General features: G+C 70.8%; 27 protein-coding genes and 1 pseudogene. 9 read left to right on the plus strand and 19 right to left on the minus strand.

All coding sequences use genetic code 11. The features are described from left to right. Positions 1 to 8: 8 nt before the first annotated feature. From ACFVXC_RS03330 to ACFVXC_RS03350, 5 genes are all read right to left on the minus strand, one after another. Positions 9 to 842 (minus strand): ATP-binding cassette domain-containing protein, encoded by an 834-nt coding sequence (locus ACFVXC_RS03330; protein WP_389900956.1) that lies wholly within the window; start codon positions 840 to 842, stop codon positions 9 to 11. After that, on the minus strand, positions 839 to 1,909 hold the full coding sequence (locus ACFVXC_RS03335) for an ABC transporter permease (RefSeq protein WP_389900958.1): 1,071 nt from the start codon (positions 1,907 to 1,909) through the stop codon (positions 839 to 841). The genes ACFVXC_RS03330 and ACFVXC_RS03335 overlap by 4 nt, the downstream gene beginning before the upstream one ends. After that, the gene (locus ACFVXC_RS03340) at positions 1,906 to 2,919 is read right to left on the minus strand and encodes a sugar ABC transporter substrate-binding protein (RefSeq protein WP_389900960.1); all 1,014 of its coding nucleotides are present in this window, start codon (positions 2,917 to 2,919) and stop codon (positions 1,906 to 1,908) included. The genes ACFVXC_RS03335 and ACFVXC_RS03340 overlap by 4 nt, the downstream gene beginning before the upstream one ends. A gap of 95 nt (positions 2,920 to 3,014) precedes the next feature. Then, positions 3,015 to 4,019: a sugar ABC transporter substrate-binding protein gene (locus ACFVXC_RS03345; RefSeq protein ID WP_389900962.1), complete on the minus strand. Its 1,005-nt coding sequence runs from the start codon at positions 4,017 to 4,019 to the stop codon at positions 3,015 to 3,017. 228 nt (positions 4,020 to 4,247) lie between these two features. After that, entirely contained in the window at positions 4,248 to 4,421 is a 174-nt protein-coding gene (locus tag ACFVXC_RS03350) for a CsbD family protein (protein WP_389900964.1), read from the minus strand. A 213-nt stretch (positions 4,422 to 4,634) separates the two neighbouring features. On the opposite strand from ACFVXC_RS03350, the gene ACFVXC_RS03355 reads away from it, so the two are divergent. Continuing rightward, complete coding sequence (locus ACFVXC_RS03355) at positions 4,635 to 4,805, plus strand: hydrophobic protein (RefSeq protein ID WP_389901562.1); 171 nt, start codon at positions 4,635 to 4,637, stop codon at positions 4,803 to 4,805. A 240-nt stretch (positions 4,806 to 5,045) separates the two neighbouring features. Here ACFVXC_RS03355 and ACFVXC_RS03360 read toward each other — a convergent pair whose 3' ends face one another. Next, the gene (locus ACFVXC_RS03360; protein WP_389901564.1) at positions 5,046 to 5,795 is read right to left on the minus strand and encodes a GntR family transcriptional regulator; all 750 of its coding nucleotides are present in this window, start codon (positions 5,793 to 5,795) and stop codon (positions 5,046 to 5,048) included. Positions 5,796 to 5,922: 127 nt separating this feature from the next. On the opposite strand from ACFVXC_RS03360, the gene ACFVXC_RS03365 reads away from it, so the two are divergent. After that, on the plus strand, positions 5,923 to 6,942 hold the full coding sequence (locus ACFVXC_RS03365; RefSeq protein WP_389900965.1) for a Gfo/Idh/MocA family oxidoreductase: 1,020 nt from the start codon (positions 5,923 to 5,925) through the stop codon (positions 6,940 to 6,942). A gap of 21 nt (positions 6,943 to 6,963) precedes the next feature. On the opposite strand, the pseudogene ACFVXC_RS03370 reads toward ACFVXC_RS03365, so the two are convergent. The 3 genes and pseudogenes from ACFVXC_RS03370 to ACFVXC_RS03380 form a co-directional block, all read right to left on the minus strand. Next, a pseudogene (locus ACFVXC_RS03370) lies at positions 6,964 to 7,143 on the minus strand (NAD-dependent malic enzyme); the annotation flags it as partial. Between the two features lie 27 nt (positions 7,144 to 7,170). Then, the gene (locus ACFVXC_RS03375) at positions 7,171 to 7,842 is read right to left on the minus strand and encodes a response regulator (RefSeq protein ID WP_389900967.1); all 672 of its coding nucleotides are present in this window, start codon (positions 7,840 to 7,842) and stop codon (positions 7,171 to 7,173) included. Positions 7,843 to 7,852: 10 nt separating this feature from the next. Beyond that, positions 7,853 to 9,157: a sensor histidine kinase gene (locus ACFVXC_RS03380; protein WP_389900969.1), complete on the minus strand. Its 1,305-nt coding sequence runs from the start codon at positions 9,155 to 9,157 to the stop codon at positions 7,853 to 7,855. 159 nt (positions 9,158 to 9,316) lie between these two features. Here ACFVXC_RS03380 and ACFVXC_RS03385 point away from each other — a divergent pair, with 159 nt between their 5' ends. Next, positions 9,317 to 9,523, plus strand: coding sequence for a hypothetical protein (locus ACFVXC_RS03385; protein ID WP_389900971.1), 207 nt, complete (start codon positions 9,317 to 9,319; stop codon positions 9,521 to 9,523). A 54-nt stretch (positions 9,524 to 9,577) separates the two neighbouring features. On the opposite strand, the gene ACFVXC_RS03390 is transcribed toward ACFVXC_RS03385, so the two are convergent. Both ACFVXC_RS03390 and ACFVXC_RS03395 read right to left on the minus strand, forming a co-directional pair. After that, positions 9,578 to 9,997 (minus strand): ribonuclease domain-containing protein, encoded by a 420-nt coding sequence (locus ACFVXC_RS03390; protein ID WP_389900973.1) that lies wholly within the window; start codon positions 9,995 to 9,997, stop codon positions 9,578 to 9,580. Positions 9,998 to 10,089: 92 nt separating this feature from the next. Next, the gene (locus ACFVXC_RS03395; RefSeq protein WP_389900974.1) at positions 10,090 to 10,572 is read right to left on the minus strand and encodes a hypothetical protein; all 483 of its coding nucleotides are present in this window, start codon (positions 10,570 to 10,572) and stop codon (positions 10,090 to 10,092) included. 256 nt (positions 10,573 to 10,828) lie between these two features. On the opposite strand from ACFVXC_RS03395, the gene ACFVXC_RS03400 reads away from it, so the two are divergent. Then, positions 10,829 to 11,569 (plus strand): SDR family NAD(P)-dependent oxidoreductase, encoded by a 741-nt coding sequence (locus tag ACFVXC_RS03400; RefSeq protein ID WP_389900976.1) that lies wholly within the window; start codon positions 10,829 to 10,831, stop codon positions 11,567 to 11,569. A 109-nt stretch (positions 11,570 to 11,678) separates the two neighbouring features. Here ACFVXC_RS03400 and alc read toward each other — a convergent pair whose 3' ends face one another. Next, entirely contained in the window at positions 11,679 to 12,809 is a 1,131-nt protein-coding gene (alc, locus tag ACFVXC_RS03405; protein WP_389900978.1) for an allantoicase, read from the minus strand. A 5-nt stretch (positions 12,810 to 12,814) separates the two neighbouring features. Then, positions 12,815 to 14,149, minus strand: a complete 1,335-nt coding sequence (allB, locus tag ACFVXC_RS03410) for an allantoinase AllB (RefSeq protein WP_389900980.1) — start codon at positions 14,147 to 14,149, stop codon at positions 12,815 to 12,817. Positions 14,150 to 14,564: 415 nt separating this feature from the next. Here allB and ACFVXC_RS03415 point away from each other — a divergent pair, with 415 nt between their 5' ends. After that, a complete protein-coding gene (locus ACFVXC_RS03415; RefSeq protein WP_344525617.1) occupies positions 14,565 to 15,380 on the plus strand; it encodes an IclR family transcriptional regulator in 816 nt (271 codons plus the stop codon). A 158-nt stretch (positions 15,381 to 15,538) separates the two neighbouring features. Here the strand turns inward: ACFVXC_RS03415 and ACFVXC_RS03420 are convergent, their stop codons facing one another. From ACFVXC_RS03420 to ACFVXC_RS03430, 3 genes are all read right to left on the minus strand, one after another. Then, the gene (locus tag ACFVXC_RS03420; RefSeq protein WP_389900981.1) at positions 15,539 to 15,859 is read right to left on the minus strand and encodes an SRPBCC family protein; all 321 of its coding nucleotides are present in this window, start codon (positions 15,857 to 15,859) and stop codon (positions 15,539 to 15,541) included. Positions 15,860 to 15,944: 85 nt separating this feature from the next. Further along, on the minus strand, positions 15,945 to 16,586 hold the full coding sequence (locus tag ACFVXC_RS03425) for a response regulator (protein WP_389900983.1): 642 nt from the start codon (positions 16,584 to 16,586) through the stop codon (positions 15,945 to 15,947). 8 nt (positions 16,587 to 16,594) lie between these two features. Next, positions 16,595 to 17,872, minus strand: coding sequence for a sensor histidine kinase (locus ACFVXC_RS03430; RefSeq protein WP_389900984.1), 1,278 nt, complete (start codon positions 17,870 to 17,872; stop codon positions 16,595 to 16,597). A 306-nt stretch (positions 17,873 to 18,178) separates the two neighbouring features. Here ACFVXC_RS03430 and ACFVXC_RS03435 point away from each other — a divergent pair, with 306 nt between their 5' ends. After that, positions 18,179 to 19,264, plus strand: a complete 1,086-nt coding sequence (locus ACFVXC_RS03435) for an ABC transporter permease (RefSeq protein WP_389900986.1) — start codon at positions 18,179 to 18,181, stop codon at positions 19,262 to 19,264. Further along, positions 19,261 to 19,971: an ABC transporter ATP-binding protein gene (locus ACFVXC_RS03440; RefSeq protein WP_389900988.1), complete on the plus strand. Its 711-nt coding sequence runs from the start codon at positions 19,261 to 19,263 to the stop codon at positions 19,969 to 19,971. Before ACFVXC_RS03435 ends, ACFVXC_RS03440 begins: the two co-directional genes overlap by 4 nt. 439 nt (positions 19,972 to 20,410) lie before the next feature. Here ACFVXC_RS03440 and ACFVXC_RS03445 read toward each other — a convergent pair whose 3' ends face one another. Further along, entirely contained in the window at positions 20,411 to 20,749 is a 339-nt protein-coding gene (locus tag ACFVXC_RS03445; RefSeq protein WP_389900990.1) for a DUF5955 family protein, read from the minus strand. 212 nt (positions 20,750 to 20,961) lie between these two features. Here ACFVXC_RS03445 and ACFVXC_RS03450 point away from each other — a divergent pair, with 212 nt between their 5' ends. Continuing rightward, positions 20,962 to 21,567 carry an NTP transferase domain-containing protein gene (locus ACFVXC_RS03450; RefSeq protein ID WP_389900991.1) on the plus strand — a complete coding sequence of 202 codons (606 nt, stop codon included), beginning with the start codon at positions 20,962 to 20,964 and terminating at the stop codon, positions 21,565 to 21,567. A gap of 226 nt (positions 21,568 to 21,793) precedes the next feature. Then, entirely contained in the window at positions 21,794 to 23,413 is a 1,620-nt protein-coding gene (aceB, locus tag ACFVXC_RS03455; RefSeq protein ID WP_389900993.1) for a malate synthase A, read from the plus strand. A 107-nt stretch (positions 23,414 to 23,520) separates the two neighbouring features. On the opposite strand, the gene ACFVXC_RS03460 is transcribed toward aceB, so the two are convergent. Both ACFVXC_RS03460 and ACFVXC_RS03465 read right to left on the minus strand, forming a co-directional pair. Beyond that, positions 23,521 to 24,426 (minus strand): HipA family kinase, encoded by a 906-nt coding sequence (locus ACFVXC_RS03460; RefSeq protein WP_389901566.1) that lies wholly within the window; start codon positions 24,424 to 24,426, stop codon positions 23,521 to 23,523. Positions 24,427 to 24,747: 321 nt separating this feature from the next. Then, complete coding sequence (locus ACFVXC_RS03465) at positions 24,748 to 25,392, minus strand: winged helix-turn-helix transcriptional regulator (protein WP_389900995.1); 645 nt, start codon at positions 25,390 to 25,392, stop codon at positions 24,748 to 24,750. Between the last annotated feature and the right edge of the window lie 52 nt (positions 25,393 to 25,444).

The following is a 25,444-nucleotide window of genomic DNA, read 5'->3' on the forward strand; positions in this document are numbered from 1 at the left end:
GACGGGGGCTACGGAGCCTTGTCCGCCAGCTCATGACGCAAGTCATCCAGCTCGCTGCCGCCCGCCATCTGGCGGGTCAGTTCATCCAGGGTGACCTCGTCGCGCGCGTAGCTGCCGAACATCGTGCCGCGCTTGAGGAGGACGAAGCGGTTGCCGACCAGGTACGCGTGGTGCGGGTTGTGGGTGATCAAAACCACTCCGAGGCCCGCGTCCCTGGCGGCCGCCACGTACTTCAGGACGACGCCCGACTGCTTGACGCCGAGCGCCGCCGTCGGCTCGTCGAGGACCAGGACCTTGGCGCCGAAGTAGACGGCGCGCGCGATCGCCACGCACTGGCGCTCACCGCCCGACAGGGTGCCGATGGGCTGGTCGACGTCGCGCAGGTCGATGCCCATGCGGAGCAGCTCCGCGCGGGTCGTCCTGCGCATGAGGTCGACGTCCAGGCGCTTGAAGGGGCCCGCGCCCTTCGTCGGCTCGGAGCCGAGGAAGAAGTTGCGCCATACCGGCATCAGCGGGACCACGGCGAGGTCCTGGTAGACCGTGGCGATCCCGCGGTCCAGGGCCTCGCGCGGCGAGCCGAGCCTCGCGTCCTCGCCGTCGATGCGGAAATCTCCGGCGTCGTGCCGGTGCAGGCCCGCGATGATCTTGATGAGGGTCGACTTGCCCGCGCCGTTGTCGCCGAGGACGCAGGAGATCTCACCCGCGTGGACCTCCAGGGAGACGCCTTCGAGGGCGCGGATGTTGCCGTAGTACTTACTGACGTCGTCGAGCTCGACGAGCGGGGTGCGGTCCGGCTCGGGCTCCGGCACCTTGTCAGTGACGTCGGTCGTGTCGGTGGTCACTTCGTCGCCTCCGCGCGCTTGCGGACCCAGTGGTTGAGCAGGGTCGCCAGGAGCAGCATCACTCCGAGGAAGAACTTGAACCAGTCCGGGTTCCACTCGGCGAACACGATGCCCTTGCTGACCATGCCGAAGATCAGGGCGCCGACGGCCGCACCGACCGCGGAGCCGTAGCCTCCGGTGATCAGACAGCCGCCGATAACGGCCGCGATGATGTAGATCAGCTCGTTGCCGACGCCCTCTCCGGACTGGACGACGTCGTACGAGAAGAGCAGGTGCTGGCCCGAGACCCAGGCGCCGAAGGCGACGCCCATGTACAGGCCGATCTTGGTGATGGCGACCGGCACGCCGACCGCGCGGGCCGCCTCCTCGCCGCCGCCGACCGCGAAGATCCAGTTGCCGACGCGGGTGCGGAGCAGGACCCAGGTGGCGACCGCGATCAGGCCGAGCCACCAGAGGATCGTGATCTTGAAGTCGACGCCGCCGATGGTGAGCGTCGAGGCGAAGACGTTCTTCGCGGAGGAGAAGCCCTCCATGTCGGCGATCGACTTCGTGGAGACCGTGCCGCTGATCAGCTTGGTGAAGCCGAGGTTCATGCCGGTCAGCATCAGGAACGTACCGAGCGTGATGATGAAGCTCGGCGGGTCGGTGCGTGTCAGCATCACGCCGTTGAAGACGCCGATCGCGAGGGTGACGACCAGCGAGACGAGCACGCCGACCCAGACGTTGGCCGTCATCTGGTAGCTGAACATCGACGAGACCAGCGCGGAGGTCGTCACCATGACGCCCGCCGACAGGTCGAACTCGCCGCCGATCATCAGGAGCGCCACCGGCACCGCCATGATGCCCAGCGTCGATGCCGCGTAGAGCACCGTGGCCAGGCTGGTGGCCTGAAGGAAGCTGTCCGCGGCGACCGCGAAGAAGATGAAGACGGCGATGGCGCCGACGACGGAGCCGAGCTCGGGGCGGCCCATCAGCTTCTTCAGCGGCGAGGACTTCAGGAGGCGCTCGTCCGTCTTGGTGTCCGCAGGGCCCGGGGAAGGCGCGGGCGCCGGAGCTGTCGCTGTCATCGGGTCCCTCGCTTCGCGTATTCCTCCAGCTCGGCGGCCTGATCCTTGGTGATGATCTGCGGTCCGGTCAGGACCGGCTTGCCGCCGCCGAGCACATCGGCGTTGTACTTGTAGAGCCAGAGCAGGTCCACGGCCTCGTAGCCCTGGAGGTAGGGCTGCTGATCGACGGCGAAGCCGAGGGTGCCGGACTTCAGGCCCGCCGCGACCTTCTCGTTCAGGTCGAAGGTGTCGACCTCCGCCTTGCTGCCCGCGCTGTCCTTGGCCTTCACCGCGGCGTCCGCGAAGGGCGCGCCGAGCGTGACGACCGAGTCGACGGACTTGTCGGACTGGAGCCTGGCCTCGATGGAGGACTGCACGTCGGGCATGTTCGTGCCGGTCACGTACAGGTTCTGCATCTTGCCGTCGAAGGTCTTCTTGGCGCCCTCGCAGCGCTGCTCGTGCCCGACGTTGCCCTGCTCGTGCAGGATGCAGAGCGCCTTCTTCTTGCCGCGCTTGTTGAGCTCGTCGCCGACGGCCTCGCCCGCGATCGTCTCGTCCTGGCCGATGTGGGTGAGCGCGCCGAACTCCTTGGACTCCGCGGAGCCGGAGTTCACGGTGATCACCGGGATGCCGGCCTTCTTGGCGCGGGCCAGGGCGCCCTTCATCGCGGCGGGCTTGGCGAGGCTGACGATGATGCCGTCGACCTTCTTGTCGATGTACGAGTCCACGAGCTGGGCCTGCTGCTGGGCCTCGGCGTTGTGGGCGTAGAGGAACTTGATGTTGTCCTTGACCGCGGCCTGCTCGGCACCGCTCTGGACGATGTCCCAGAACGTGTCGCCGTCACCCGAGTGGGTCACCATCCCGAACGTCCAGTTCGGCGTGTTCACCGCTGCCTTGCCCTGTGCCGTTGCCGCCTTGCGTGCGTCCTCGGCGCGCTTGCCGCCGGTGCTGCTGCACCCCGCGAGGGATACCCCGAGCACCGCGACCAGCACGGCGCCCACCGCACGTACCCCTGTCTGAACCCTTGCCACGACGCCGTGCCCTTCTAGCTCTGCTCTTCGATGAGGCCGGTCCGGATCCCCGGCCCCAGCCGCCCAAGTATCGACCACGCGGATCACGCGTGTGTTCATCGGGTACCGCGGGCCGTGTACTTCTCCAGCTTCGGCACGTCCTTCTCAGTGACGATCGCGGGCCCGGTGAGGACGGGCTTGCCGCCTCCGAGGACGTTCGCGTTGGTCTTGTAGAGCCACAGTTCGTCGATGGCGAGATAGCCCTGGAGGTAGGGCTGCTGATCGACGGCGAAGGCGACCTCCTTGGCCTTGAGGCGCCTGACGACCTCGGCGTTCAGGTCGAAGGTGTCGACCTCCGCCTTGCTCTTCGCGTCTTCCTTGGCCTTCACCGAGTAGGCGGCGATCGGCGCGCCGAGCGTGACGACGGCGTCGATGTCCTTGGTGGCCTGGAGCTTCGCGCTGATGGAGGACTGGGAGCCGGGCGCGTCGGTGCCTTGGACGTTGAGGTTCGCCACCGAGCCCTTGAAGGTCTTCTTCACGCCCGCGCAGCGCTGCTCGAGTGAGACGTTGCCCTGTTCGTGGATGACGCAGAGGGCCTTCTTCTTGCCGCGTCTGTTGAGCTCGTCACCCACGGCCTCGCCCGCCACCGACTCGTCCTGCCCGATGTGGCTCAGCGCGCCGAAGCCGGCGGAGAACTCGCCGCCGGAGTTGATCGTGACGACCGGTATCCCGGCGGCCTCGGCTTTACCCAGTACCGCCTTCATCGCCTGGGGCTTGGCCAGCGTGACGACGATGCCGTCGACCTTCTTGTCGATCGCCGACTGGACGAGCTCGGCCTGCCCCTTGGCCTCTTTGTCGTTGGAGTAGAGGAAGTCGACGTTGTCCTTGCGGGCCGCCTGCTTGGCGCCGCTCTGGACGATGTCCCAGAAGGTGTCGCCCTCGCCGGAGTGCGTGACCATGGCGATCTTGAGGCGTGGCGTGTCCACGCCTTCGCCGCTTCCGCCGCCGTCGCCCGACTTGCCCTCGCCGTCCTTGCCGCCGGAGCCGCTGCACCCGGCCGCGAGCGCGATCACCGCTATGAGAGCCGCTGCCGTGCGGGCTCTGCGCCTGGGGGTTCGCATGGTGGGACCACCTCTTCTCCCGGCCGCCCTGGTGCGGCTGGGGGAGTTCTAGCGGCGGGCGCGCGGCAGCGTCAATGGGTTTGTCAGAACATTCTGACGACTGTTGGCGAGTTGGTATACACGGGTCGGGGCCGCCCCGAATCCTGGGGCGGCCCCGACACTGTCGCGCGGTCGCGCGGTCGCGCGGTCGTCAGTTGCGCGGTCGTCAGTTGCGCGGTCGCGCGGTCTTCAGTGTTTGCCGATGTCCTTGGTCTTCTCCTTGGCCTGGCGCGCGTCGCCCTTCGCCTGCTGGGCGCGGCCTTCGGCGGTGAGGCGTTCGTTGCCCACGGCCCGTCCGGCGGCTTCCTTGGCAGCACCGGTGACCTGCTCGGTCTTCGCCTTGGCCTTCTCGTTGGCGGTCATGTCCGCTCACGCTCCCTTGGCATCGACTTCATGTGCTGCCGGTTCGGGTAGCCGCTCAACTGCCCGGCAAACATCATCAACGCGATCGGATCAAGAGGCCACGTGTGCCTTCCCGAGCGGCCGCGCGTGCCCTTCAACACCGGAAAGAAACACACCTTTTGTGTGTTTGTAGGTCAGGCCCAGGAGCACGCGGTGGCCAGGAGGTTGATAACAATGGTTCCCCTGATTCTGGTTCTTCTTCTGGCTCTGATCCTCTTCGGTGCGGGTTTCGCGCTCAAGGCCCTGTGGTGGGTCGCGGTGATCCTGCTCGTGGTGTGGCTGCTGGGCTTTGTGATCCGCCCGGCTGCGAGCGGCGGCAGAAAGGGCCGCTGGTACCGATGGTGATGCGCTCATGAGGTGCCCATAGCGCACGTATGCAGTGCTCATGAAGCGCTCATGAAGCGCTCATGAAACGCGAGGGGCGGGCCCGGCCGGGGGCGGGCGGGGGTGGGCGGGGGCGCGGGGGCGGGCGGGGCGGGGCGGCGGGGGGGGGGGGGGGGCGGGGGGGCCGCCCCCCCCCCGCCCCTCTTTGCCGCCGAATCGGCCATACGGCCCCCAGCGATACGGCCTCCACGGGCCTACGATCTACGGCCGTACGAGGAGCTGGAACTCGAAGGAGTAGCGCGAGGCCCGGTAGATGTGCGAGCCGAACTCGACCGCGCGGCCCGTGTCGTCGAAGGTCGTGCGCTGCATCGTGAGCAGCGGAGCGCCTTCGGGCTCGCCGAGGCGTTCGCCCTCGTCGGCGGTGGCGGCGCGGGCGCCCACGGACTGGCGCGCACTGTGCAGGGTGATGCTCGCGGCACGCATCAGGCGGTAGAGACCGGTGGCTTCGAGACGTGCGGTGTCGAGGGCGATCAGGCCGGACGGGAGACGGTTGCGCAGGAAGGCCATGGGCTCCCCGTGGGCCAGGCGGAGCCGCTCGACCAGGTGCACTTCCTCGCCCTCGGCGACGCCGAGTGCCGCGGCCACCTCGGCGGACGCGGGCTCGACGGTGTTGCGCAGGACGCGGGTCTCGGGGCGCTGGCCCGCCGCCTCCAGGTCGTCGTAGAGGCTGCTGAGTTCGAGGGGGCGCTTGACCTGGCTGTGCACGACCTGGGTGCCGACTCCCCTGCGGCGCACGAGCAGCCCTTTGTCGACGAGCGACTGGATGGCCTGACGGACGGTCGGCCTGGAGAGACCGAGCCGCCCCGCCAGCTCGATCTCGTTGCCGAGCAGGGTGCCCGGTGTCAGGGCGCCGCGCTCGATCGCCGCCTCCAGCTGCTGGGACAGCTGGAAGTACAGCGGGACCGGGCTGCTGCGGTCGACGCCGAGCTGGAGGGAGACGGTCGGGTCCACGGCTGGTTTGGCGGCTGATTTGGGCACATGGGGAGCGTAGTCGCAGGGAATGATGACGGGAAGTTCTGAAGTTCTGTTGTCCGGACAAAGGATTGACAGGATCGCGGGGCGTGGCGAGGGTGGAGCCATGCGCATCGGACTGATCGGAACGGGCCGTATCGGCACATTTCACTCTGCGGCTCTTCATCGGCATCCTGAGGTGGAAGCACTGGTCGTCGCCGACGCCGACGTCGGACGCGCGGCAGGGCTCGCGGCACGGATCGGCGCCGCCTCGGCGGCTTCGGTGGACGACATCTTCACGGGGAGCGGCCGGTCCGGGGCCATAGACGCGGTGGTGATCACGGCGGCGACCTCCGCGCACGCCGAGCTGATCGGCAAGGCGGCGCGTGCGGGGCTTCCGGTCTTCTGCGAGAAGCCCATCGCCCTCGATCTGCCCGGCACGCTCACCGCGCTCCAGGAGGTCGAATCCGCGGGCACGGTGCTTCAGCTGGGCTTCCAGCGGAGGTTCGACGCGGGGTACGTGGCGGCGCGCGAGGCCGTGCGGTCGGGGCGGCTCGGGCGGCTGCACACGGTCCGGGCGATGACCTCAGACCCGGCGCCGCCGCCTGCCGCGTACCTCCCGCTCTCCGGCGGCCTCTACCGCGACTGCCTGGTCCACGACTTCGACATGGTGCGGTGGGTGACGGGTCGTGAGGTGACGGAGGTGTACGCGACCGGGTCGGACGCCGGACCTGCGATGTTCCGCGAGGCGGACGACGTCGACACGGCGGCGGCGCTCCTCACCCTCGACGACGGCACCCTCGCCACGGCGACGGCTACGCGGTGCAACGGCGCGGGCTATGACGTACGGATGGAGCTGGCCGGGGATCACGACCAGATCGCGGCCGGCTTCGACGACCGCACACCCCTGTCGTCCGTGGAGCCCTCGGGCCCGCCACCGCCCGAGAAGCCGTGGCCCGGCTTCCTGGAACGGTTCGCTCCGGCGTACGAGGCGGAGCTCGCGGCGTTCGTCGACGTCGTACGCGGTGAACGCCCCAACCCCTGCGACGGGCGGGAGGCACTGGAGGCGCTGCGGATCGCCGAGGCGTGTGAACTGTCGCGGCGGGAGCGGCGGTTGGTGCGGGTGGAGGAGATCGCCGGGGGGTGAGAGCCCGGGGAGGAGAGTCAGGGGGGCCGGGGCCGGGGCCGGGTTCGCGAGCGCGAGCACGATGGCGCCGTCGGCCATGGCCGCGACACCATCCGCGCCCAGGACGTCCGGAGCCGGCACGCCGATGAAGACGTCGGCTCCGACGACCGCTTCCTTTTCCTTGAGGGTGCCGCGTTCCTTTTCCTTGAGGGTGCCGCGGGCGCCCTCGCGCTCTGGGTCTGCCAGGGCCTACTCCACCCCGTCGAGCAACCCCGCGTCATGCGCCAACAGCGCGATCTGCACACGGTTGTTGAGGTCCAGCTTCGTCAGGACTCGGGAGACGTGGGCCTTGACGGTGGCCACGCTGAGGTAGAGCTCTGCCGCGATGTCCGCGTTCGACGCGCCTCGGCCCACCGCGACCGCCACCTCCCTCTCCCGCTCCCCCAGGAGCGCGAGCCGCTCCAACGCCCGCTCCCGGCGGCCCTGTTGAGGGTCCACCCCCGTCACCTGCGTGATCAGCTGCTGCGTCACCGTGGGCGAGAGCACCGGCTCCCCCGCCGCGACCGCCCGTACCGCCGCGACGATCTCGGCGGGCGGGGTGTCCTTGAGGACGAACCCGGCCGCCCCGGCCCGCAGCGCCCGCAGGACCTGTTCGTCGGCGTGGAACGTGGTGAGGACGATGACCTCGGGGGCGTCGGGGCGCCCCCGCAGGGCCTCCGTCGCCGCGAGGCCGTCCATCGTGGGCATGCGGATGTCCATCAGGACCACGTCGGGGCGCAGCTCGGCGACCAGCGGGGCCACGTGGGTTCCGTCCGCCGCCTCGCCGACGATCTCGATGTCGTCCGCGCCGCCCATCATGAAGGACAGACCGGCGCGTACCAGCGGGTCGTCGTCGACGAGGAGCACGCGGATCGAGTTCATGGAGCCCACACTAACGAGCCTCGTCGCCGCTGCCGGAGGGTGCGTCCCACGGCAGCCAGGCGTCGACGCGGAACCCCCCGTCCCCCGCGGACCCGTGCTCGATACGGCCGCCCGCGAGCATGGCCCGCTCCGTGAGGCCGATCAGCCCCTGGCCGGAACCGGGGACGGCCGGCACCTCGCCGGGCGGCGACGGGTTGCGTACCGAAAGGGTGAGGCCTTCGCCGGGGGCGCCGGACACCAGGACGGTCACCTCGGCGCCCGGCGCGTGCTTGCGGGCGTTGGTCAGGCCCTCCTGGGCGATGCGGTAGGCGGTGCGGCCGACGGCGGCGGGCACGGCGGCCGAGCCGGCGACGCGGTGGTCGAGCACGACCTTCATGCCCGCGTCGCGGGACTCGGCGACCAGCGACTCCAGAGCGGCGAGCGTCGGCTGCGGGCGGCCGGACGCCTCACCGTCGACGCCGCCACCGCGCAGCACGCCGATCACCTCGCGCAGATCCTGCAGCGCTTCGTGCGCGCTCTCCCGGATGACACCGGCCGCTCGGACGATCTCCTGACGGGGCGCGTCCGGCCGGAACTCCAGGGCTCCGGCGTGCACGCTGAGCAGGGTGAGGCGGTGGGCGAGCACGTCGTGCATCTCGCGGGCGATGGACTCGCGGGCAAGGCGCTGGGCCTGTTCCGCACGGAGCGCCGCCTCGTTCTCGGCGCGGATCGCGCGGTCACGCAGGCTCAGCAGGAGCTGGCGGCGCGAGCGTACGAACATGCCCCAGCCGATGACTCCGGCACTGAGCAGCGTCCCCAGGACGACGGCGACCAGGAACGGCACGTCGGCGTCGGGCCGCAGCCAGTAGGTGAGCGGCAGCGCGGCGATCGAGACCCCGCCGATCCAGCCGACGTACCGGAAGGGGCGGTGCACCGCGAGGGTGAACAGGGCGACCACGGCAGCGCCGCCCGCGGTGTCCGAGAGCACGCTGATCGGCACCATGGCGATGGCGAGGCCGACCGGCCAGCGCCTGCGCAGCCAGACGGCGGCGCAGGCGAGCGCGCCGATGACCTGGTCGGCCTCCGCGAAGCCCGGGGTGACGTGCGGGTTGCCGCTGACCGCGTCCGCGCCCACCAGGCCGATGGCGACGGCCACGAAGAAGCAGGCGAAGTCGACAAGCCAGTCGCGCACGGTCCGCCTGGCCCGGCGCTTGTTCCTGCCCGGCGCGCGGTCCGGCTCGAACTCGGCGGCGAGGGCCGAAGGCAGCGCCCATGGGCGCCTGGCCAGGGGAGCCGGGACTGCCGAGGGTGCCGACGGGAGCTCATTGCCGCTCATGGTCGATAAATCTACGCACTGTCGGAGGCATCAGGCGCCGTCCACACATGATCATCGACCAAAGTCACGCACGCGCAGACTTTCGGAGGGTGCAAGGGGGAAGAGGCCTCGCCCCGTGGCCGATGTGCGTGGGGAGTCCACGGGGCGAGGCTCTTCGGTATGAAGCAGGTACTTGAGGCCTTCAGCGTCCTTCTCCTGATCCAGGGCGTGGCCGCCCTGGTGCACGAGCTGACCGGCCGGCTGAGCGGCTGGGGCATCGTGCGGCGGATCGGGTTCCTCGACGGCTACGAGATCTACGCGGGCGTCACTCTCGTCGTGCTCGCGCTCGCGCTGTTCGCCCTCGCGGAGAGCCGGAAGTCCCGCTAGCGCCGTGCGGCGTCAGGACCGTGCGGCGTCAGCACCGTCCTGCGGAGGAAGGTCTCAGCAGGAGTGGTCGACCAGGTCGAAGGACTCGTAGTGGTCGGCCGTGTAGTAGTCCTCCTGGTTCTTCTCACCGGTCACGATGCGGCGCGCGCCGCGGTCCGGTGAGCCCGGCGTCACCACGGTGTACTCGTGGTAGTAGCCCGAGCTCTGGGAGGGCAGGATGCCTTCCCTGTTCGAGAAGACGGTGTTGTCCTGCGGATACGGGTAGGGGCCGCCCGCCTCGATCAGGTCCAGGGTGTCGTGGGCCTGGTCGGGCAGCTTGGAGTAGCAGATGTCACCGACGGCGGTGATGGAGTACGCCGCCGAGGTGGGGGCGTGGTGGTCGGGGGCCGTGCTCGCGGAGGCGGCGACGGGGCCGCCGATGAGCAGGGCGGCGGCGAGGGCGGTGACGCTCACGATTCGTGGGGGGATTCGCATGCGACCAGTGTGACGCGCGTAGAGGTTGTTGTGTCAACGTCAAGTTCGGTGAATTTTCCGGGAGTTAACCGAGCGCCACCGGTTCGCCGCCGTCAGTCCTTCTCGTCGGCGCCCTTCTCGGCGGCCTCCTTCACCGCGGCGTCCTTGACCGCGGCGTCCTTGACCGCGGCATCCTTGGCCGCGGCATCCTTGGCCGCGGCATCCTTGACCGCGGCTATGCGGTGCTCCGCCATGTACTCACGCAGCTGCCGACTGGTGGCCCCGCTGGTCCAGAGCGCCGCGCCCGCCACCGAGAGCGGCACCGAAAGCCCCAGCCAGCCCAGCATTTCGGGCCACCTGCGCTGTGCGCGGCAGTCGTCCCACGTGTCGTCCTGCCACGTCGGATCGTCACCCTCGTAGAACAGCATCGACTCGCACTTACGGCTGCTTGCGTACTCGTCGTCCCCGTCGCTGAACGGCATCATCAGCTGCCAGGCGAGCACGAGCCAGATCACGGCGGCCGCGGCGAGAAGCACAGCGCCCCAATTGCGGCGGTTTTCAGCGCTTCTGGCGAATTTCTGCTCGAAGTCCCCCATGGACGTTCCTCCTTGATCGATCACGGAACGTATCACCGCGCCCCGCGCCCCCAACTGATCACGACGCCCTGGCCCCCGCGCCCGCCCGGAAGCCATCGCACTCCCGAAAGCCATCGCACCCCCCGAAGCCATCGCGCTCCCGGCGAATGTCGCTGTCCATTTCCCGCCAGCCACAGCGCACACAGGCCGCTTTCATTGAACCCGCAAGCACTTCTCACGCATTACTGAACATAACCACGCGAATGAGGTTCGAAGAATGTCTTCTCTGACCGGCAAGACGGCCCTGGTCACCGGCGGCAGCCGCGGCATAGGCGCGGCGATCGCGTTGCGGCTCGCGCAGGAGGGTGCCGATGTGGCGATCACGTACGTCAACGGGGAGGCCGCCGCTCAGGAGGTCGTCGCCAAGGTCGAGGCGGCCGGGCGGCGCGCCTTCGCCATCAGGGCCGACGCGGCCGACCCCGGGGACGCGGCGGGCGCGGTGGAGCGGGCGGCGGACGATCTGGGCCGCCTGGACATCCTGGTGAACAACGCGGGCATCGGAGTACTCGGCCCCATCGGTGACTTGGCGCTCTTCGACGTCGACCGGGTGCTCGCCGTCAACGTACGTTCGGCCTTCCTGGCCTCGCAGGCCGCCGCCGGGCGGCTGGCCGACGGAGGCCGGATCATCTCCACCGGGTCCGGACTCGCACGGTTCGCGGGTGGTCCCGGCGCGACGCTGTACGCGATGAGCAAGGCGGCACTGGTCGGCATGACCAAGCCGCTGGCCCGGGAACTCGCCGGGCGGAGGATCACCGTGAACGTCGTGCACCCGGGCTCGGTCGACACGGACATGAACCCGGCCGACGGCCCGTTCGCCGAGCCGCAGAAGGCGGCCACGGCGCTCGCCCGCTTCGGCTCCGCGGACGAGGTCGCCTCGCTCGTCGCCTACCTGGCCGGGGACGACGCGGCGTTCATCACGGGCACGGAGCTGGTGGTGGACGGCGGGTACGGGGCGTAGTCACTCGGGCATCGTGCGGGGCCTCGTCACACGGGCATGGTGATGGGGCGCACCGGGGATCTCCACCCGGCGCGCCCCACGTTCTTCAGCGGGCTTCAGCGAGCCCTCGTCAGCCGCCCAGCTCCTGGTGACGCGCGGCCAGACGGCTCGCGCCGGCCTCGGTCAGCGAACCGAAGAGGTGCAGGCGCGAGATGCCGCCGTCCGGGAAGATGTCGATGCGCACGTGCGTGCCGACGACCGGGGCGTCCAGGACGAAACGGTGGTTGGTGTCGGGCTGCAGACGGGTGCGGGGCAGCGCCTCGACCCACTCGCCGCTCTCACCGTCACGGACCGAAAGAGCCGCCCAGCCCGCCGAGTTGCCCTTGAGGTAGGCCGTGTCGATCTCGACGGAGCGGATCTCGGACTGGCCCACCAGCTGGTAGCGGATCCAGTCGTTGCCGGTGTCGCGGCGCCGCCGCGTCTCCCAGCCGTCGTCCATCTTGCGGGAGCGGCCCGGCTGGATGGTGTTGGTGGCCGGGGAGTAGAAGCGGTCGGAGGCGTCCTCGACCTGGCCGCCGTTCTCCAGGGCCACGACGTCGAACGTGCCGAGCGCGGTAAGCCACTTGGGGTCGGCGACGACCTCGCCGTGGACGCGCAGGCGCGCGACGCCGCCGTCCGGGTGCTGGTTGACGCGCAGGTGCGTGAAGCGCTGCTCCAGGTCGACGGCGAAGCCGTTGGCCGCGTGACCGCCGACTGCCGTGCGCGGCACGAGGGTCGTCCACTTCACGTCGTCCGAGAGGAGCTCCTCGGGGGTCGGCGAACCGTCGACGCTCGTGCCCTCGACGGACACGGCCTGCGGGTAGTTGCCCCGGAAGTGGGCGGTGTCGATGACGATGCCGCGCACGACGCCCGGGGCACCCAGGCGTACGAGCGCCCAGTCGTGGTCGTCGGCGGTGGGCCACGGGTGCTCGCCGGAGACACCACGGCGGCGGCGCGTCTCCCAGCCGTCCATGACCTTGCCCTTGTGCCCGAAGTGCTCCGGGTCGAAGACGGCGGGGTGCGCGAGGAGCAGGTTCTCGCGCATCGCGAAGAACTCGTCGTTGGCGGCGATCACGCCGGCGCCGAGCTGCCGGTCCGCGAGGTTCGCGTACTGGGTGAAGGGGAAGTCGGCGGTGCGGTAGTCCGCGTACGGGTCGCCGCCGCCGTAGGGGCTCGCGTCGCCGGTGAAGGTGGCCAAAGGGGATATGTGCTGCGCCGTCACAGTGATCAGTTCTTCCTTTCCAGAAGTCGGCCTGCGGGTTCGCTGAACTCGCCGCCGTGCAGAATGCGTTCGCCGCGCAGCCAGGTGGACTTCACGACGCCGCTGAGGGTCTTGCCCGCGTACGCCGTGACCCGGTTCCGGTGCTGCAGCTCCGCGGGGTCCACGGTGAAGGTCTCGTCGGGCGCGAGGACCGCGAAGTCGGCGTCGCGGCCGGCCTCGATGGCGCCCTTCTGGTCGAGTCCGACCAGTTCGGCGGTGCGTGTCGACATCCAGCGCACCACGTCCTCAAGGCTGTGGCCGCGCCCCCGGGCCTCGGTCCAGATCGCGGGGAGGCTGAGCTGGAGCCCGGAGATGCCGCCCCACGCGGTCGCGAAGTCGTCGGTCTTGAGCTCCGCGGTGGACGGCGAGTGGTCCGTGACGACGCAGTCGATGGTGCCGTCGGCGAGCGCGTCCCAGAGCAGGTCCTGGTTGGCGGCCTCACGGATGGGCGGGCAGCACTTGAACTCGCTCGCGCCGTCCGGGACTTCCTCCGCGGTGAGCGTGAGGTAGTGCGGGCAGGTCTCGACGGTGAGCTTGACGCCCTCGCGCTTGGCGGCGGCGATCAGGGGCAGCGCGTCCGACGACGACAGGTGCAGTACGTGGACACGGGCGCCGAGCCGCTTGGCGAGTGCGATGAGGCCCTCGATCGCGGCGTCCTCGGAGACGCGCGGCCGGGTGTCCAGGTAGTCCGTGTACTTGGGGCCGCTCTTGTGCGGGGCGGCGTCCAGCTCGTGCGGGTCCTCCGCGTGCACGATGAGCAGTCCGCCGAACCCGGCGATCTGAGCCATGGAGGTGGCCAGGCGGTCCTGGTCCAGGTGCGGGAACTCGTCCACGCCCGACGGCGAGAGGAAGCACTTGAAGCCGTAGACACCCGCGTCGTGAAGGGGCTTGAGGTCGCCGACGTTGTCGGGCAGGGCGCCGCCCCAGAAGCCGACGTCGATGTGCGCCTTGGTGCGTGCGACTTCCTGCTTCGTACGCAGATTGCCGACCGTCGTGGTCGGCGGCAGGGAGTTGAGCGGCATGTCGACGAGGGTGGTGATGCCGCCGGCGGCGGCGGCACGGGTGGCGGTCCAGAAGCCTTCCCACTCCGTGCGGCCCGGGTCGTTCACGTGGACGTGCGTGTCGACGAGCCCCGGCAGCAGGACATCGTCGCCGAGGTCCTCGACGCGGGCCCCCGCCGGCACGTCGGCGTCGTACGCCAGTACGGCCGCGATCTTCCCCCCGGAGACCGTGACCGACGCGGCGCGGGTTCCCTGCGGGGTGATCACGCGGGTCGAGCGCAGCACCAGTTCTACGTCCACGTCCTCAACGCCCTCTCTTCGCTGTTGCTTGCCTGTTGCTTGTCTGTCGCTTGTCTGTTCGTCGCTGCTCGACTGTTCGTTCTTTTCCGCTACACAGACCATTCGATTCCGCTAAACGGAATTCAACGTTCTGTTGAATGAGTCTTCACGTCCGACCCCGAGCCGTCAAGAGGCCACTTGAACCCTCCTGGACGTTTCCACAAAGTGGAATTAGAATTCCACAGGACAGAACGTAGTTACGCACAACCGGACCGACAAGCGATCACTGGGCGTGACGGCGAAGAAGCGGACAAAGGCCCCACCACCGGTCCCCGACCGGTCCTGACCGGCAGATACGCCAGGGCCGCCGAGGGCCCCCGCGAGGAACCGCCCGATAGGCTGCTGCCTTGCCCGTCAGCCCCGAAAGGACTGCGCCGTGCCGACGTCAAGCGCCAGCGACGCCTCCACCGAAGTCGCCGCCTCCAAGCCGCCCGCTGCCAGCGGTGGTGTCCAGTCCCTTGAGCGCGCCTTCGACCTCCTCGAACGCATGGCGGACGCCGGAGGCGAAGTCGGCCTGAGTGAGCTCTCCGCCAGCAGCGGCCTTCCGCTGCCCACGATCCACCGCCTGATGCGCACGCTGGTCGCCTGCGGCTACGTACGCCAGCAGCCCAACCGCCGCTACTCCCTGGGCCCGCGCCTGATCCGCCTCGGCGAATCGGCCTCGCGCCTCCTGGGCACCTGGGCCCGCCCCTACCTCGCGCGCCTGGTCGAGGAGACCGGCGAGACCGCGAACATGGCACTGCTCGACGGGGACGAGATCGTGTACGTCGCACAGGTGCCGTCCAAGCACTCCATGCGGATGTTCACCGAGGTGGGCCGCCGGGTCCTCCCGCACTCCACGGGCGTCGGCAAGGCACTCCTGGCGCACACCCCGCCGGAGGAGGTGCGCGCGCTCCTCGCCCGCACCGGGATGCCCGCGGCCACGGAGAAGACGATCACCACGCCGGAGGGTTTCCTCGACGCGCTCGAAGAGGTCCGAAGCGCGGGCTTCGCCGTCGACGACAACGAGCAGGAGATCGGGGTGCGCTGCCTGGCGGTTTCGGTCCCCAACTCCCCCACCGCGGCGGCCATTTCGATCTCAGGCCCGGCGGGCCGGGTCACGGAGGCCGCGGTGGAGAAGATCGTGCCGGTGCTGCAGGAGGTGGCGGTGGAGCTGTCGGCCGCGCTGGCCAGTTCGGGTCCGGCCGCGTAGCCGCCCTCACGGGCCGCGCCGGAAATCACCGGGTTCGCCGGGTTCGCCCTCGGTCTCCCCACGCTCTTGAAGAGCAGGGGGGCTGAGCCCCGCCCGTGAGCCGTCGGACCGGATCCACGCGGGATCTACGCGGGATCTACGCGGGATCTACGCGGGATCTACGCGGGCTCCATCAGCTCCCGGAGCCGGTTCAGGTCACCGGCGACCGTGTCGGCGTCGCGGTCGACGGTCTCCCCGGAGGGCAGCGTGACGTCGTGGTCGAGTACACCCAGGTCGTTGCGCGGCACGAAGGTCACCACGACCCGTCCCATGGGGGAGGATCCCGCGACCCATCGACCGTCGATCTTCTCGATGGAGCCGCCAAGGCCATGGGCCCACGCGGGCAGGTTCACCGGATCCGACGCATAGGCGTAGACCTCATCGGCCGTACGGTCGACGTGGACGCTGAGATGGCGCGATTCTCTGTCGGCGCTGTTCATGGTCGTGAGGATAGTGAGCCGACGGCGCCGTCCTCTTGGCCGTCCTCTTGAACGAATCGGACTTGCTTGATCCACCGGACGGGCCCTACCCGGCGCCGCCCCGGATCAGCCCCCGCCCCGTCGCCACCGCGACCGCGGCCGTACGCGAGTCCACGCCCAACTTCGCGTAGATGTGCACCAGATGAGACTTCACCGTGGCCTGGCTCAAGAAGAGCCGCTTGCTGATCTGCAGGTTGGACAACCCCTCCCGCACCAGCCGCAGCACCTCCAACTCCCGCCCGGTCAACGCCTGACCGGGCGCCCGCATCCGGTCCATCAGCCGATGCGCGATCGCCGGGGCGAGCGCGGACTGCCCCGCCGCCGCGGTCCGCACCGCCGCGGCCAGCTCCTCCGGCGGCGCGTCCTTCAGGAGATATCCCGCCGCGCCCGCCTCGACCGCGGCGAGGATGTCGGCGTCCGTGTCGTACGTAGTCAGGATGAGCACCCGTGGCGCACCCGCCACGGCGGCGATCGCGGCCGTGGCCCGCGCCCCGTGCATCCCCGCCCCGAACTGGAGATCCATCAGGACGACGTCGAACCCGCCGGTGGCGGCGAGCGACACCGCTGCCTCGGCCGTCGCCGCCTCCCCCACCACGGCCAAGCCGGGCTCGGTGTCGAGCACCGCACGCAGCCCCGCGCGCACGACCGGGTGATCGTCGGCGAGGAGCAGCCGGATGGGCTCCGGCACGTCGGCGCTCACCGGGCGGCCCCCGCCGAAACGGCTCCCGTCGCCACGTCCCCGGTCGGGAGCGGCAGTGTGACCGCGACGGCGGTGCCCTGGCCCGGCGCCGACTCCACGCTCAGCGTCCCGCCGAGCGACCGGGCCCGCGCCCGCATGGCGGGCAGCCCGAAGCCCCCGTCGTCCCCGCCCTCCCTGCTCTCCCCGCTCTCCCCGCTCTCCCCGCTCGCGCGTGGCGCGGACGCCGGATCGAAGCCGCGCCCGTCGTCGACCACGTCCAGGGACACCGACGTGTCCATGAAGCTGAGCGTGATCTCGGCACGGCCGGCGCCCGCGTGCCGGACGGTGTTGGCGAGGGCGGACTGAGCGGTGCGCAGCAGCGCGACTTCGTACGGCGTGGGCAGCTCGGTCGGTGTGCCGCTCACCGTGAACTGGATGTGGACGTCCGAGCCGGGCGACGCGGACACGGAGAGCCGCTCCAGCGCCGCGGCCAGCGAGCCGCGCTCCAGGTCGGGCGGGCTGAGGGCCCGTACGAAGCGCCGTGCCTCCGCGAGGTTGTCCTGCGCGGCGGCACGGGCCTGCTCGATGTGCGGCGCGGCGGGCGAACCCGGGGGCAGCGCGCGTTGCGCGGCGCGCAGCAGGAGCTGGATGGAGGACAGCCCCTGCGCGAGCGTGTCGTGGATCTCGCGGGCGAGACGCTCGCGCTCGGCGAGGGTGCCCGCGGTCCGCTCGGCGGCGGCGAGCTCGGCGCGGGTGGCGATGAGTTCGTCGATCAGCTGACGGCGCCGCTCGCTCTCCCGGTACAGCGCCTCGTATCCGAGGACGGTGGCGATCGCCATGGCCGCGCCGAGCAGCGGCCCGATGAAACTGCCCGGCGATATGGGCGAGCCGTGCAGCAGGAAGCTGGCGATGGCGGCAGCGGCGGTGAGCGCGACGGCGGGCAGGGCCCAGCGCAACGGCAGCAGGTGCAGTTGCAGGAAGTACAGGGGGAAGGCCGTCCACAGCCCGTCCGGCGAGAGGACGAGCAGCACCACCCAGCACGCACCGAGCGCCGCGAGCCACACCGCCGCCCCACGCTGCGAGCGGGCGACCACCGGGCTGAGGGTGCCCGCGGCGTAGACACCACCGATGGCGACCACGACCGCCACGACGGCACCACCGCGCGCCCCGCCGTCGGCCACGGCCCGCACGGCGGCAAGCGCGAGGAGCCCCGCGAGCAGCGCGTGCAGGCACAGCCGCAGGGCCAGGGCGACGGGAGTGGTCCGGGAGGGGGACAGGGAGTCGACGGGCAGCATCGGGGCCTCGGTCGGGGGTGGGGGTGGGGTGGGTGGGTGTCGGGGCCCCACGCTCCCCACGGGCCGGGGCGCGCCCCACCATTCCGGCCGGTGCTGGGCCCTGGATCGCGGTGCCGGCCCGGGGAGAGGCCCGGCCCGGTCCTGGGGTGGAGGCTCGGTGGAGGTGTTCATCGGACCTTCCAGCGTAGGCGCAGCCACCCCCGCCTCCGTCAACCGAAAGGTTGACCGACGGCTACCCCCTTCGATTCGGGTGAGGCGTGCTGTGGCGCGATGCCCGCGGGACGTGCGCGGACAGAGAGTGGGGGCATGTTCGTCGCATGGAGAGACCTTCGGTTCGCCAAGGGGCGGTTCGCCCTGATGGGAGCCGTCGTCGTACTCATCACTCTGCTCGTGGGGCTGCTTTCCGGGCTCACCGCCGGGCTCGCGAGGGAGAACACCTCCGCGATCACCGGCCTGCCCGCCGACCACCTCGCTTTCGCCGCGCCACCGTCAGGACAGACCGTCTCCTTCACCAGCTCCCAGGTGGAGCAGCGCGCCTGGGAGACCTGGGCGGCCCAGCCGGGCGTACGGTCCGCCGAGCCCGTCGGCATCAGCACCCTCGACGCCACCGCGGGCGAGCGCTCGGCCGCCGTGTCCGCCTTCGGCGTGGAACCGGACTCCGGGATCGCGCCGGACGGCGTCGCACGGGGCGAGGCCGTGCTCTCCGAGAAGGCCGCGGCGGACCTCGGCGTCGGCCCCGGGGACACCGTGCGGCTCGGCGGGGGCGGAGTCGAGGAGCGGGTCGCGCGGGTCGCGTCGGACGCCTCGTACAGCCACACCCCTGTCGTATGGACCACGCTCGACGACTGGCAGGGGCTCGGCCACCGGGGTACGTCGATGGGCGATCAGGCCACGGTCATCGCGCTGCGGACCGGGGGCGGGGCCGATCTCGCCGCCGGGGACAAGGCGGCGGGCACGGAGACGAAGTCCCTCGACGGCGCGCTCACGGCCATCGGCTCCTACCAGGCGGAGAACGGCTCGCTGCAGCTCATGCGCGGCTTCCTCTTCGTCATCTCCGCCCTCGTCATAGGGGCGTTCTTCACTGTGTGGACCATCCAGCGCGCCGGTGACATCGCGGTGTTGAAGGCGCTCGGCGCGTCCACTCCGTATCTGCTCAGGGACGCTCTCGGGCAGGCCGTGCTGATGCTGGCCGCCGGGACGGCCCTGGGGACGGGGATCGCGGCGCTGGTCGGTTCCGCGATCAGCGGCGGCGACGTGCCCTTCGTACTCGATCCGCCGACCGTACTGTGGCCCGCCGCCGTGATGATCGCCCTCGGGGCGTTGGGCGCGGGCCTGTCCGTCCGGCGGATCACCGCCGTCGATCCGCTGACCGCGCTGGGGAGTGCCCGATGAGTCTGTCCCTCGACGACATCACGCTGACCTACCCGGACGGGGAAGGGCGTCTCACGGCACTCGACGGGGTCGGGCTCGATGTCCCCGCCGGGACGCTGACGGCGATCGTCGGCCCGTCCGGCTCCGGTAAGTCCAGTCTGCTCGCCGTGGCGGCGACGCTGGTGACTCCCGATCGGGGGCGGGTGGTGGTCGGGGGCACGGAGACGGGGACGCTGTCGGCCGCCGAACGGGCGGAGCTGCGGCGGCGCAGGATGGGGATCGTCTTCCAGCAGCCGAATCTCCTCGCGTCGCTGACCGCGCTCGAACAGGTGGAACTGATGGCACGCCTCGACGGACGCGGACGTTCCGTCGAGGTGAGGGAGCGGGCACGGGGGCTCCTCGACACCGTGGGCCTGGCGGACCTCGCGCACCGGCGTCCGCACCAGCTGTCGGGCGGACAGCGCCAACGGATCGGTATCGCAAGGGCGTTGATGAACTCACCGGCGGTGCTGCTGGTGGACGAGCCGACCAGCGCGCTGGACCACGAGCGGGGAGCGGCGGTCCTTGAGCTCCTCGGGCGGCTGACGCGGGAGTGGGGCACGGCGACGGTCCTGGTCACGCACGACCGGGCGAGGCTGGCTTTCGCCGATCAGGTGGTGGAGCTGGTGGACGGGAGGGCGGAGGCCCCGTCGGAGAGACTGGAGGGCTCCAGCCCGTCCGGCGCTTGAGGGGGGCCAGCCTGTCCGGCGCTTGGGGGGGGCCAAGCCCGTCCGGCGCCTGAAGGGGGTTCCGGTCCGCCCGGCGCCTGAAGGGGGTCCCAGCCCGCCCGGCACCTGAAGGGGAGTCCGGCCCGCCCGGCACCTGAGGGAGACCCCATCCGTCCGACGCTTGCGGGGGGCCAGCCCGTCCGGCGCCTGGAGGAAGTCCCGATCCGTCCGGCGCTTGAAGGGGCTCCCAGCCCGTCCGCCGCCTGAAGGGGGTTCCAGCCCGCCCGGCGCCTGAAGGGGGTTCCAGCCCGTCAAACGCCTGAAGGGGAGTCCGGCCCGTCCGGCGTCTGAAGCGAGTCCCCATCCGTCCGGCGCTTGCGGGGGGTTCCAGCCCGTCCGGCGCTTGAGGACGAACTCGGCGAAGCCGGTGATCGACGCCGCTCAGGGCCAGGCGCCCCGCCTACTTCGGTCCCGGCTCCCCGAAAATCTCCACCGCGCCCCGGACCGCCGCAAGCCCCGCGCCCAGCGCGCTGACGGAGCCGATCGCTCCCGCGACGAGCAGCAGCGACCGCCGCAGCCGCGGTACCTCGGGCGCGCCGCTCAGCGCCATCGCGGCCAGCGCCGCCAGCTCGTCCTCGGCGATGCCCCGGTCGGGGAACTCGACCGGATGCGCTGCGAGCTCACGGCGCAGCCGGGACACCGCGGTGCCCAACTCCGCGACGCGCGGATCCTCATCACTGCCGGCATCACTGCCGGTGTCACTGCCGGTCACTTGTCTCTGCCCTACGCTCTGCAACACAGCTCTCCCCCCTCGCACGACGACGTGCGCACGTTCTCTCGTGCAGATCTTGCCGCCCCCGCACGGCGCTGGTCAGACACCAGGGGGACGCGGGCAAGTAAACGCCACAGGAAGCGGGACGCGCCACTTTCTGGCCGGAACACGCTGCCTCAGTCGCCGACGGCCCCTTCGGCAGTCGTCACCGGGCGGGCGGGGTGCGGTATGCAGGAGCCATGACGAATCCGATGATCGCCGGGCTCCTCCTCGCCGCGGGCGGCGGGCGACGCCTCGGCGGGCGACCGAAGGCGCTCCTTGATCACCAGGGGCGGCCCCTGGTGGAGCACGCGGTCCGCGTACTGCGCGAGGGCGGGTGCGCGCGCGTGCACGTGGTGCTCGGCGCGGACGCCGATGTCGTACGGGAGAAGGCCTCGCTCCCCGGCTGCGTACTGATCGACAATCCCGAGTGGGCTCAGGGCATGGGTTCGTCGCTGCGGGCCGGGCTCGCCTCCCTGCGCGAGTCCGGGGCAGGCACCGAGGCCGATGCCGCACTCGTCTCGCTCGTCGATCAGCCCGGCATCGGCCCCACCGCCATGGCCCGCGTGTACGCCGCCTACCGCTCGCCCGCCACCCTCGCTGCCGCCGCGTACGACGGCGAACGCGGGCACCCCGTGCTCTTCGGCGCGGATCACTGGGCGGGCATCGCGGCGAGCGCGGTGGGTGATCGCGGGGCGCGCGCCTATCTCAAGGAACACGCCGGGGACATCGCCCTCGTCGAGTGCGGGGACGTGGCCCGGGCGTACGACATCGACACACCCGCCGACCTGATCCACCTTGAGTGACCGGCATGGCACTCAGCGACACGTTCTGTCGACGAAGAGAATCTCGACGTCAACAGACGATTGAACTTCCACTATGAGGAAACTAGTATCCACTGTTCAGAAGCACCCGTTCCCTCAAGTGGGGCCCACGGCCGTATCTCGGCTCCTGTGGCACTGAGTGTCACTGCGAACGCCCGGCGGCCGCCAAGGCACCACTCGTGAAGCTCGCTGAAGGAAGTGACAGCTCATGTCCGCACCAGCGCAGTCCCCGCTGGCCATCGTCGACGCGGAGCCTCTGCCGCGGCAGGAGGAGGTCCTCACCGACGCGGCCCTCGCCTTTGTGGCCGAGCTGCACCGGCTCTTCACGCCCCGCCGTGACGAGCTCCTCAGCCGCCGCTCCGAGCGCCGCGCCCAGATCGCAAGCACGTCCACGCTCGACTTCCTTCCCGAGACCGCGGCCATCCGCGCCGACGACTCCTGGAAGGTGGCGCCCGCCCCGGCCGCCCTGAACGACCGCCGCGTCGAGATCACCGGGCCGACCGACCGCAAGATGACCATCAACGCCCTGAACTCGGGCGCCAAGGTCTGGCTCGCGGACTTCGAGGACGCATCGGCGCCCACCTGGGAGAACGTGGTCCTCGGCCAGCTCAACCTGACCGACGCCTACGAGCGCGACATCGACTTCACGGACGAGCGCAGCGGCAAGTCGTACGCCCTCAAGGACGCCGACGAGCTCGCCACCGTCGTCATGCGCCCGCGCGGCTGGCACCTGGACGAGCGTCACCTGCAGTTCGAGGGCACCCCGATCCCCGGCGCGCTCGTCGACTTCGGCCTGTACTTCTTCCACAACGCCAAGCGCCTCATCGAGCTCGGCAAGGGCCCGTACTTCTACCTCCCGAAGACGGAGTCCTACCTGGAGGCCCGCCTCTGGAACGACATCTTCGTCTTCGCGCAGGACTACGTCGGCGTCCCGCAGGGCACCGTCCGCGCCACGGTCCTCATCGAGACGATCACGGCCGCGTACGAGATGGAGGAGATCCTCTACGAGCTCCGCGACCACGCGTCGGGCCTGAACGCGGGCCGCTGGGACTACCTCTTCTCCATCGTCAAGAACTTCCGCGACGGCGGCTCGAAGTTCGTCCTGCCGGACCGCAACCTCGTGACGATGACGGCCCCCTTCATGCGGGCGTACACCGAACTCCTCGTCCGCACCTGCCACAAGCGCGGCGCGCACGCGATCGGCGGCATGGCCGCCTTCATCCCGTCCCGCAGGGACGCGGAGGTCAACAAGGTCGCCTTCGAGAAGGTCAAGAACGACAAGGACCGCGAGGCGGGCGACGGCTTCGACGGCTCCTGGGTGGCGCACCCGGACCTGGTCCCGATCGCGATGGAGTCGTTCGACGCGGTCCTGGGCGACAAGCCCAACCAGAAGGAGCGGCTGCGCGAGGACGTGCAGGTCGCCCCCGGTGACCTGATCGCCATCGACTCCCTCGACGCGAAGCCGACGTACGACGGTCTGGTCAACGCCGTCCAGGTCGGCATCCGTTACATCGAGGCCTGGCTGCGCGGCCTCGGCGCCGTCGCCATCTTCAACCTCATGGAGGACGCGGCCACCGCCGAGATCTCGCGCTCGCAGATCTGGCAGTGGATCAACGCGGGCGTCGTCTTCGAGGACGGCCGGACGGCCACCGCCGACCTGGCCCGCGAGGTCGCCGCCACCGAGCTCACGAATATCCGCGCCGAGATCGGCGACGAGGCGTTCGCGGCCGGCAAGTGGCAGCAGGCCCACGACCTCCTCCTCCAGGTCTCCCTGGACGCGGACTACGCGGACTTCCTGACACTGCCCGCGTACGAGCAGCTGCGCTGATCCGTACCCGGAAATGACCAGGCCCCCGGCACCGCACAGCGCCGGGGGCCCAGTCGTGCGCCGTCAGGGGCGCGGGGAACCGCGCGCCCAGCCACGAACGACCCGCGCTACCCGATGTGCCGCGACCAATCCTGTTCAGCCGCGGGCTCCCCGTGCAGATCGGGCACCCGCTTCAACCAGGCCGGGCGTCCCTTCTCGGTAGCGGCAGCACGCCGCGCGTCCGCGGCGGCCAGCTCACCCCGGCTGGGAAAGTCCACCGGCAGCCAGGCCGCGGAGGCACGCGCGCGGGCCAGCAAGAAGGTGACGTACGCCTCCCGCACCTCGTCGGGTGACGAGAACCCCGGCTCGTCGGCGAGCCACGCGTCCGGCACGAGACCGACGATCTGGCGAAGCACCCCCTCCGTGACGAGCGGAGCCAGCTCCGCGTCGGCGGCGGCCGTGTCGGGGGCGTACCCCCCGAGGGCGTGATGGCGGAAGTCGTACGCCTTGTCGGGCGCCGTCGCTCCCCAGCGGTGGTGGAAGACCAGGGCCGCCCCGTGGTCGATGAGCCACAGCCTCGGCCGCTGGAGTCCGAACGTGGGCCAGACCATCAGGTTCGAACTGTGCACCGTGCGGTCGACGTTCGCGGTGAGGGCGTCGAGCCACACCACCTTGCCCGCTTCGAGCGGGTCCACGTCCAGCGCCTCCGGGGTGAAGTCCGCGGCGCCCGGCAAGAGGTCCATGCCCAGGTTGAGCCCCGCGCTGGCGTGCAGCAGGTCCTGCACCTCCTGATGGGGCTCGTCCGCCGCGACCGCCGGGTCGAAGTGGACCAGGACCAGCTCGGGGAAGCGCAGGCCGAGGTGGCGGGCCAGTTCGCCGACGATGATCTCGGCCACCAGCGCCTTGCGGCCCTGCGCGGAGCCGGTGAACTTGACGACATACGTCCCCAGGTCGTCGGCCTCGACGACGCCGGGCACGGAGCCCCCGGTCCGCAACGGGTTCACATACCGGATCGCAGTGACTTCTCTGAGCACTTCCCCAGGTCTGAGCACTTCCCCAGGCTATATGTCGCCGTCACCTCGCCATCGGCCGCCCGAACTGCCGGTGACCGGGCACTTCCGCGCGACCTCGGCGGTGCCGTGCCCGACCGGGGCCGGGGCCGGGGCCGGGGCCGGGGCCGGGGGTGCGGGCGCGGGGGTGCGGTGCCGGTCCCCGCTCCCCCGCCTTCGCGTGCCGTCAGGCGCACCATGACGTCCCGCGAAGGGCGCAGCGAGATCACCGGTGAGCCGTACCGCAGGGAGTGGCCCGGATCGCGGCGGGACCCCGGCTACGGCGGGAAACCCGTCACGGCGGGCTCAGGACGCGCGCAGCGCCTTCGCGAGGACTCCCTCGCCGGTGAGATCGATGCGGCCCGCCCGCACGCCGTCGCCCACCGTGAGGACTCCCCCGCCCAGCGCCACGCACGTCTCGGCGTCCATGACCATGCGGGCGTCCGGTTCCACGGGCGCCGGGCCGTCGCCGTAGGACTCCACCGCGCCCCCGAGCCGTACATGGAACTCCCCCTCGTCGAGCCGCACTTCCACCACGCCCTCCGCCCCTAGCCCCGCCAGGCCGCGCAGCAACGGCAGCGCGAACCAGTGGGCGCGGACCGCGTCCGTCGGCGCCCGCTCCTGGAGAGCGGGCGCGCCCCAGGCGGCGAGTGCCTGCAAGACCGGCAGCAACTCACGGCCCCGCTCGGTCAGTTCATAGACGTACGCCGCCGACGGCGGGGGGAGGCGGCGGCGTGTGGCCAGGGCCTCGCGCTCCATGTCCTTGAGCCTGGACGCCAGGACGTCCGTGCTCACGCCCGGGAGGTCGGCGTGCAGGTCGGTGTAGCGGCGGGGGCCGACCAGGAGCTCCCGGACGATCAGCAGGGTCCAGCGGTCACCCACGGTGTCGAGGGCACGGGCGGCAGCGCAGTACTGGTCATAGCTTCGGCGAGGCCTGGGTGCAGGTGGCATGCGACTCAGTCTATGCAAGTTGTTGGACTTTCCAAGCCCAAGCTTGGTAAAA

Source organism: Streptomyces sp. NPDC058257 (assembly GCF_042881845.1).
GTDB lineage: Bacteria > Actinomycetota > Actinomycetes > Streptomycetales > Streptomycetaceae > Streptomyces.

What these genes read in the sequence shown, in the direction of transcription:
- ACFVXC_RS03335 (WP_389900958.1), bottom strand. Translation starts at nt 1,909, where the DNA reads ATGACAGCGACAGCTCCGGCGCCCGCGCCTTCCCCGGGCCCTGCGGAC.
- ACFVXC_RS03345 (WP_389900962.1), bottom strand. Translation starts at nt 4,019, where the DNA reads ATGCGAACCCCCAGGCGCAGAGCCCGCACGGCAGCGGCTCTCATAGCG.
- ACFVXC_RS03350 (WP_389900964.1), bottom strand. Translation starts at nt 4,421, where the DNA reads ATGACCGCCAACGAGAAGGCCAAGGCGAAGACCGAGCAGGTCACCGGT.
- ACFVXC_RS03355 (WP_389901562.1), top strand. Translation starts at nt 4,635, where the DNA reads ATGGTTCCCCTGATTCTGGTTCTTCTTCTGGCTCTGATCCTCTTCGGT.
- ACFVXC_RS03365 (WP_389900965.1), top strand. Translation starts at nt 5,923, where the DNA reads ATGCGCATCGGACTGATCGGAACGGGCCGTATCGGCACATTTCACTCT.
- ACFVXC_RS03375 (WP_389900967.1), bottom strand. Translation starts at nt 7,842, where the DNA reads ATGAACTCGATCCGCGTGCTCCTCGTCGACGACGACCCGCTGGTACGC.
- ACFVXC_RS03380 (WP_389900969.1), bottom strand. Translation starts at nt 9,157, where the DNA reads ATGAGCGGCAATGAGCTCCCGTCGGCACCCTCGGCAGTCCCGGCTCCC.
- ACFVXC_RS03385 (WP_389900971.1), top strand. Translation starts at nt 9,317, where the DNA reads ATGAAGCAGGTACTTGAGGCCTTCAGCGTCCTTCTCCTGATCCAGGGC.
- ACFVXC_RS03390 (WP_389900973.1), bottom strand. Translation starts at nt 9,997, where the DNA reads ATGCGAATCCCCCCACGAATCGTGAGCGTCACCGCCCTCGCCGCCGCC.
- ACFVXC_RS03395 (WP_389900974.1), bottom strand. Translation starts at nt 10,572, where the DNA reads ATGGGGGACTTCGAGCAGAAATTCGCCAGAAGCGCTGAAAACCGCCGC.
- ACFVXC_RS03400 (WP_389900976.1), top strand. Translation starts at nt 10,829, where the DNA reads ATGTCTTCTCTGACCGGCAAGACGGCCCTGGTCACCGGCGGCAGCCGC.
- ACFVXC_RS03420 (WP_389900981.1), bottom strand. Translation starts at nt 15,859, where the DNA reads ATGAACAGCGCCGACAGAGAATCGCGCCATCTCAGCGTCCACGTCGAC.
- ACFVXC_RS03430 (WP_389900984.1), bottom strand. Translation starts at nt 17,872, where the DNA reads ATGCTGCCCGTCGACTCCCTGTCCCCCTCCCGGACCACTCCCGTCGCC.
- ACFVXC_RS03435 (WP_389900986.1), top strand. Translation starts at nt 18,179, where the DNA reads ATGTTCGTCGCATGGAGAGACCTTCGGTTCGCCAAGGGGCGGTTCGCC.
- ACFVXC_RS03440 (WP_389900988.1), top strand. Translation starts at nt 19,261, where the DNA reads ATGAGTCTGTCCCTCGACGACATCACGCTGACCTACCCGGACGGGGAA.
- ACFVXC_RS03450 (WP_389900991.1), top strand. Translation starts at nt 20,962, where the DNA reads ATGACGAATCCGATGATCGCCGGGCTCCTCCTCGCCGCGGGCGGCGGG.
- aceB (WP_389900993.1), top strand. Translation starts at nt 21,794, where the DNA reads ATGTCCGCACCAGCGCAGTCCCCGCTGGCCATCGTCGACGCGGAGCCT.
- ACFVXC_RS03465 (WP_389900995.1), bottom strand. Translation starts at nt 25,392, where the DNA reads ATGCCACCTGCACCCAGGCCTCGCCGAAGCTATGACCAGTACTGCGCT.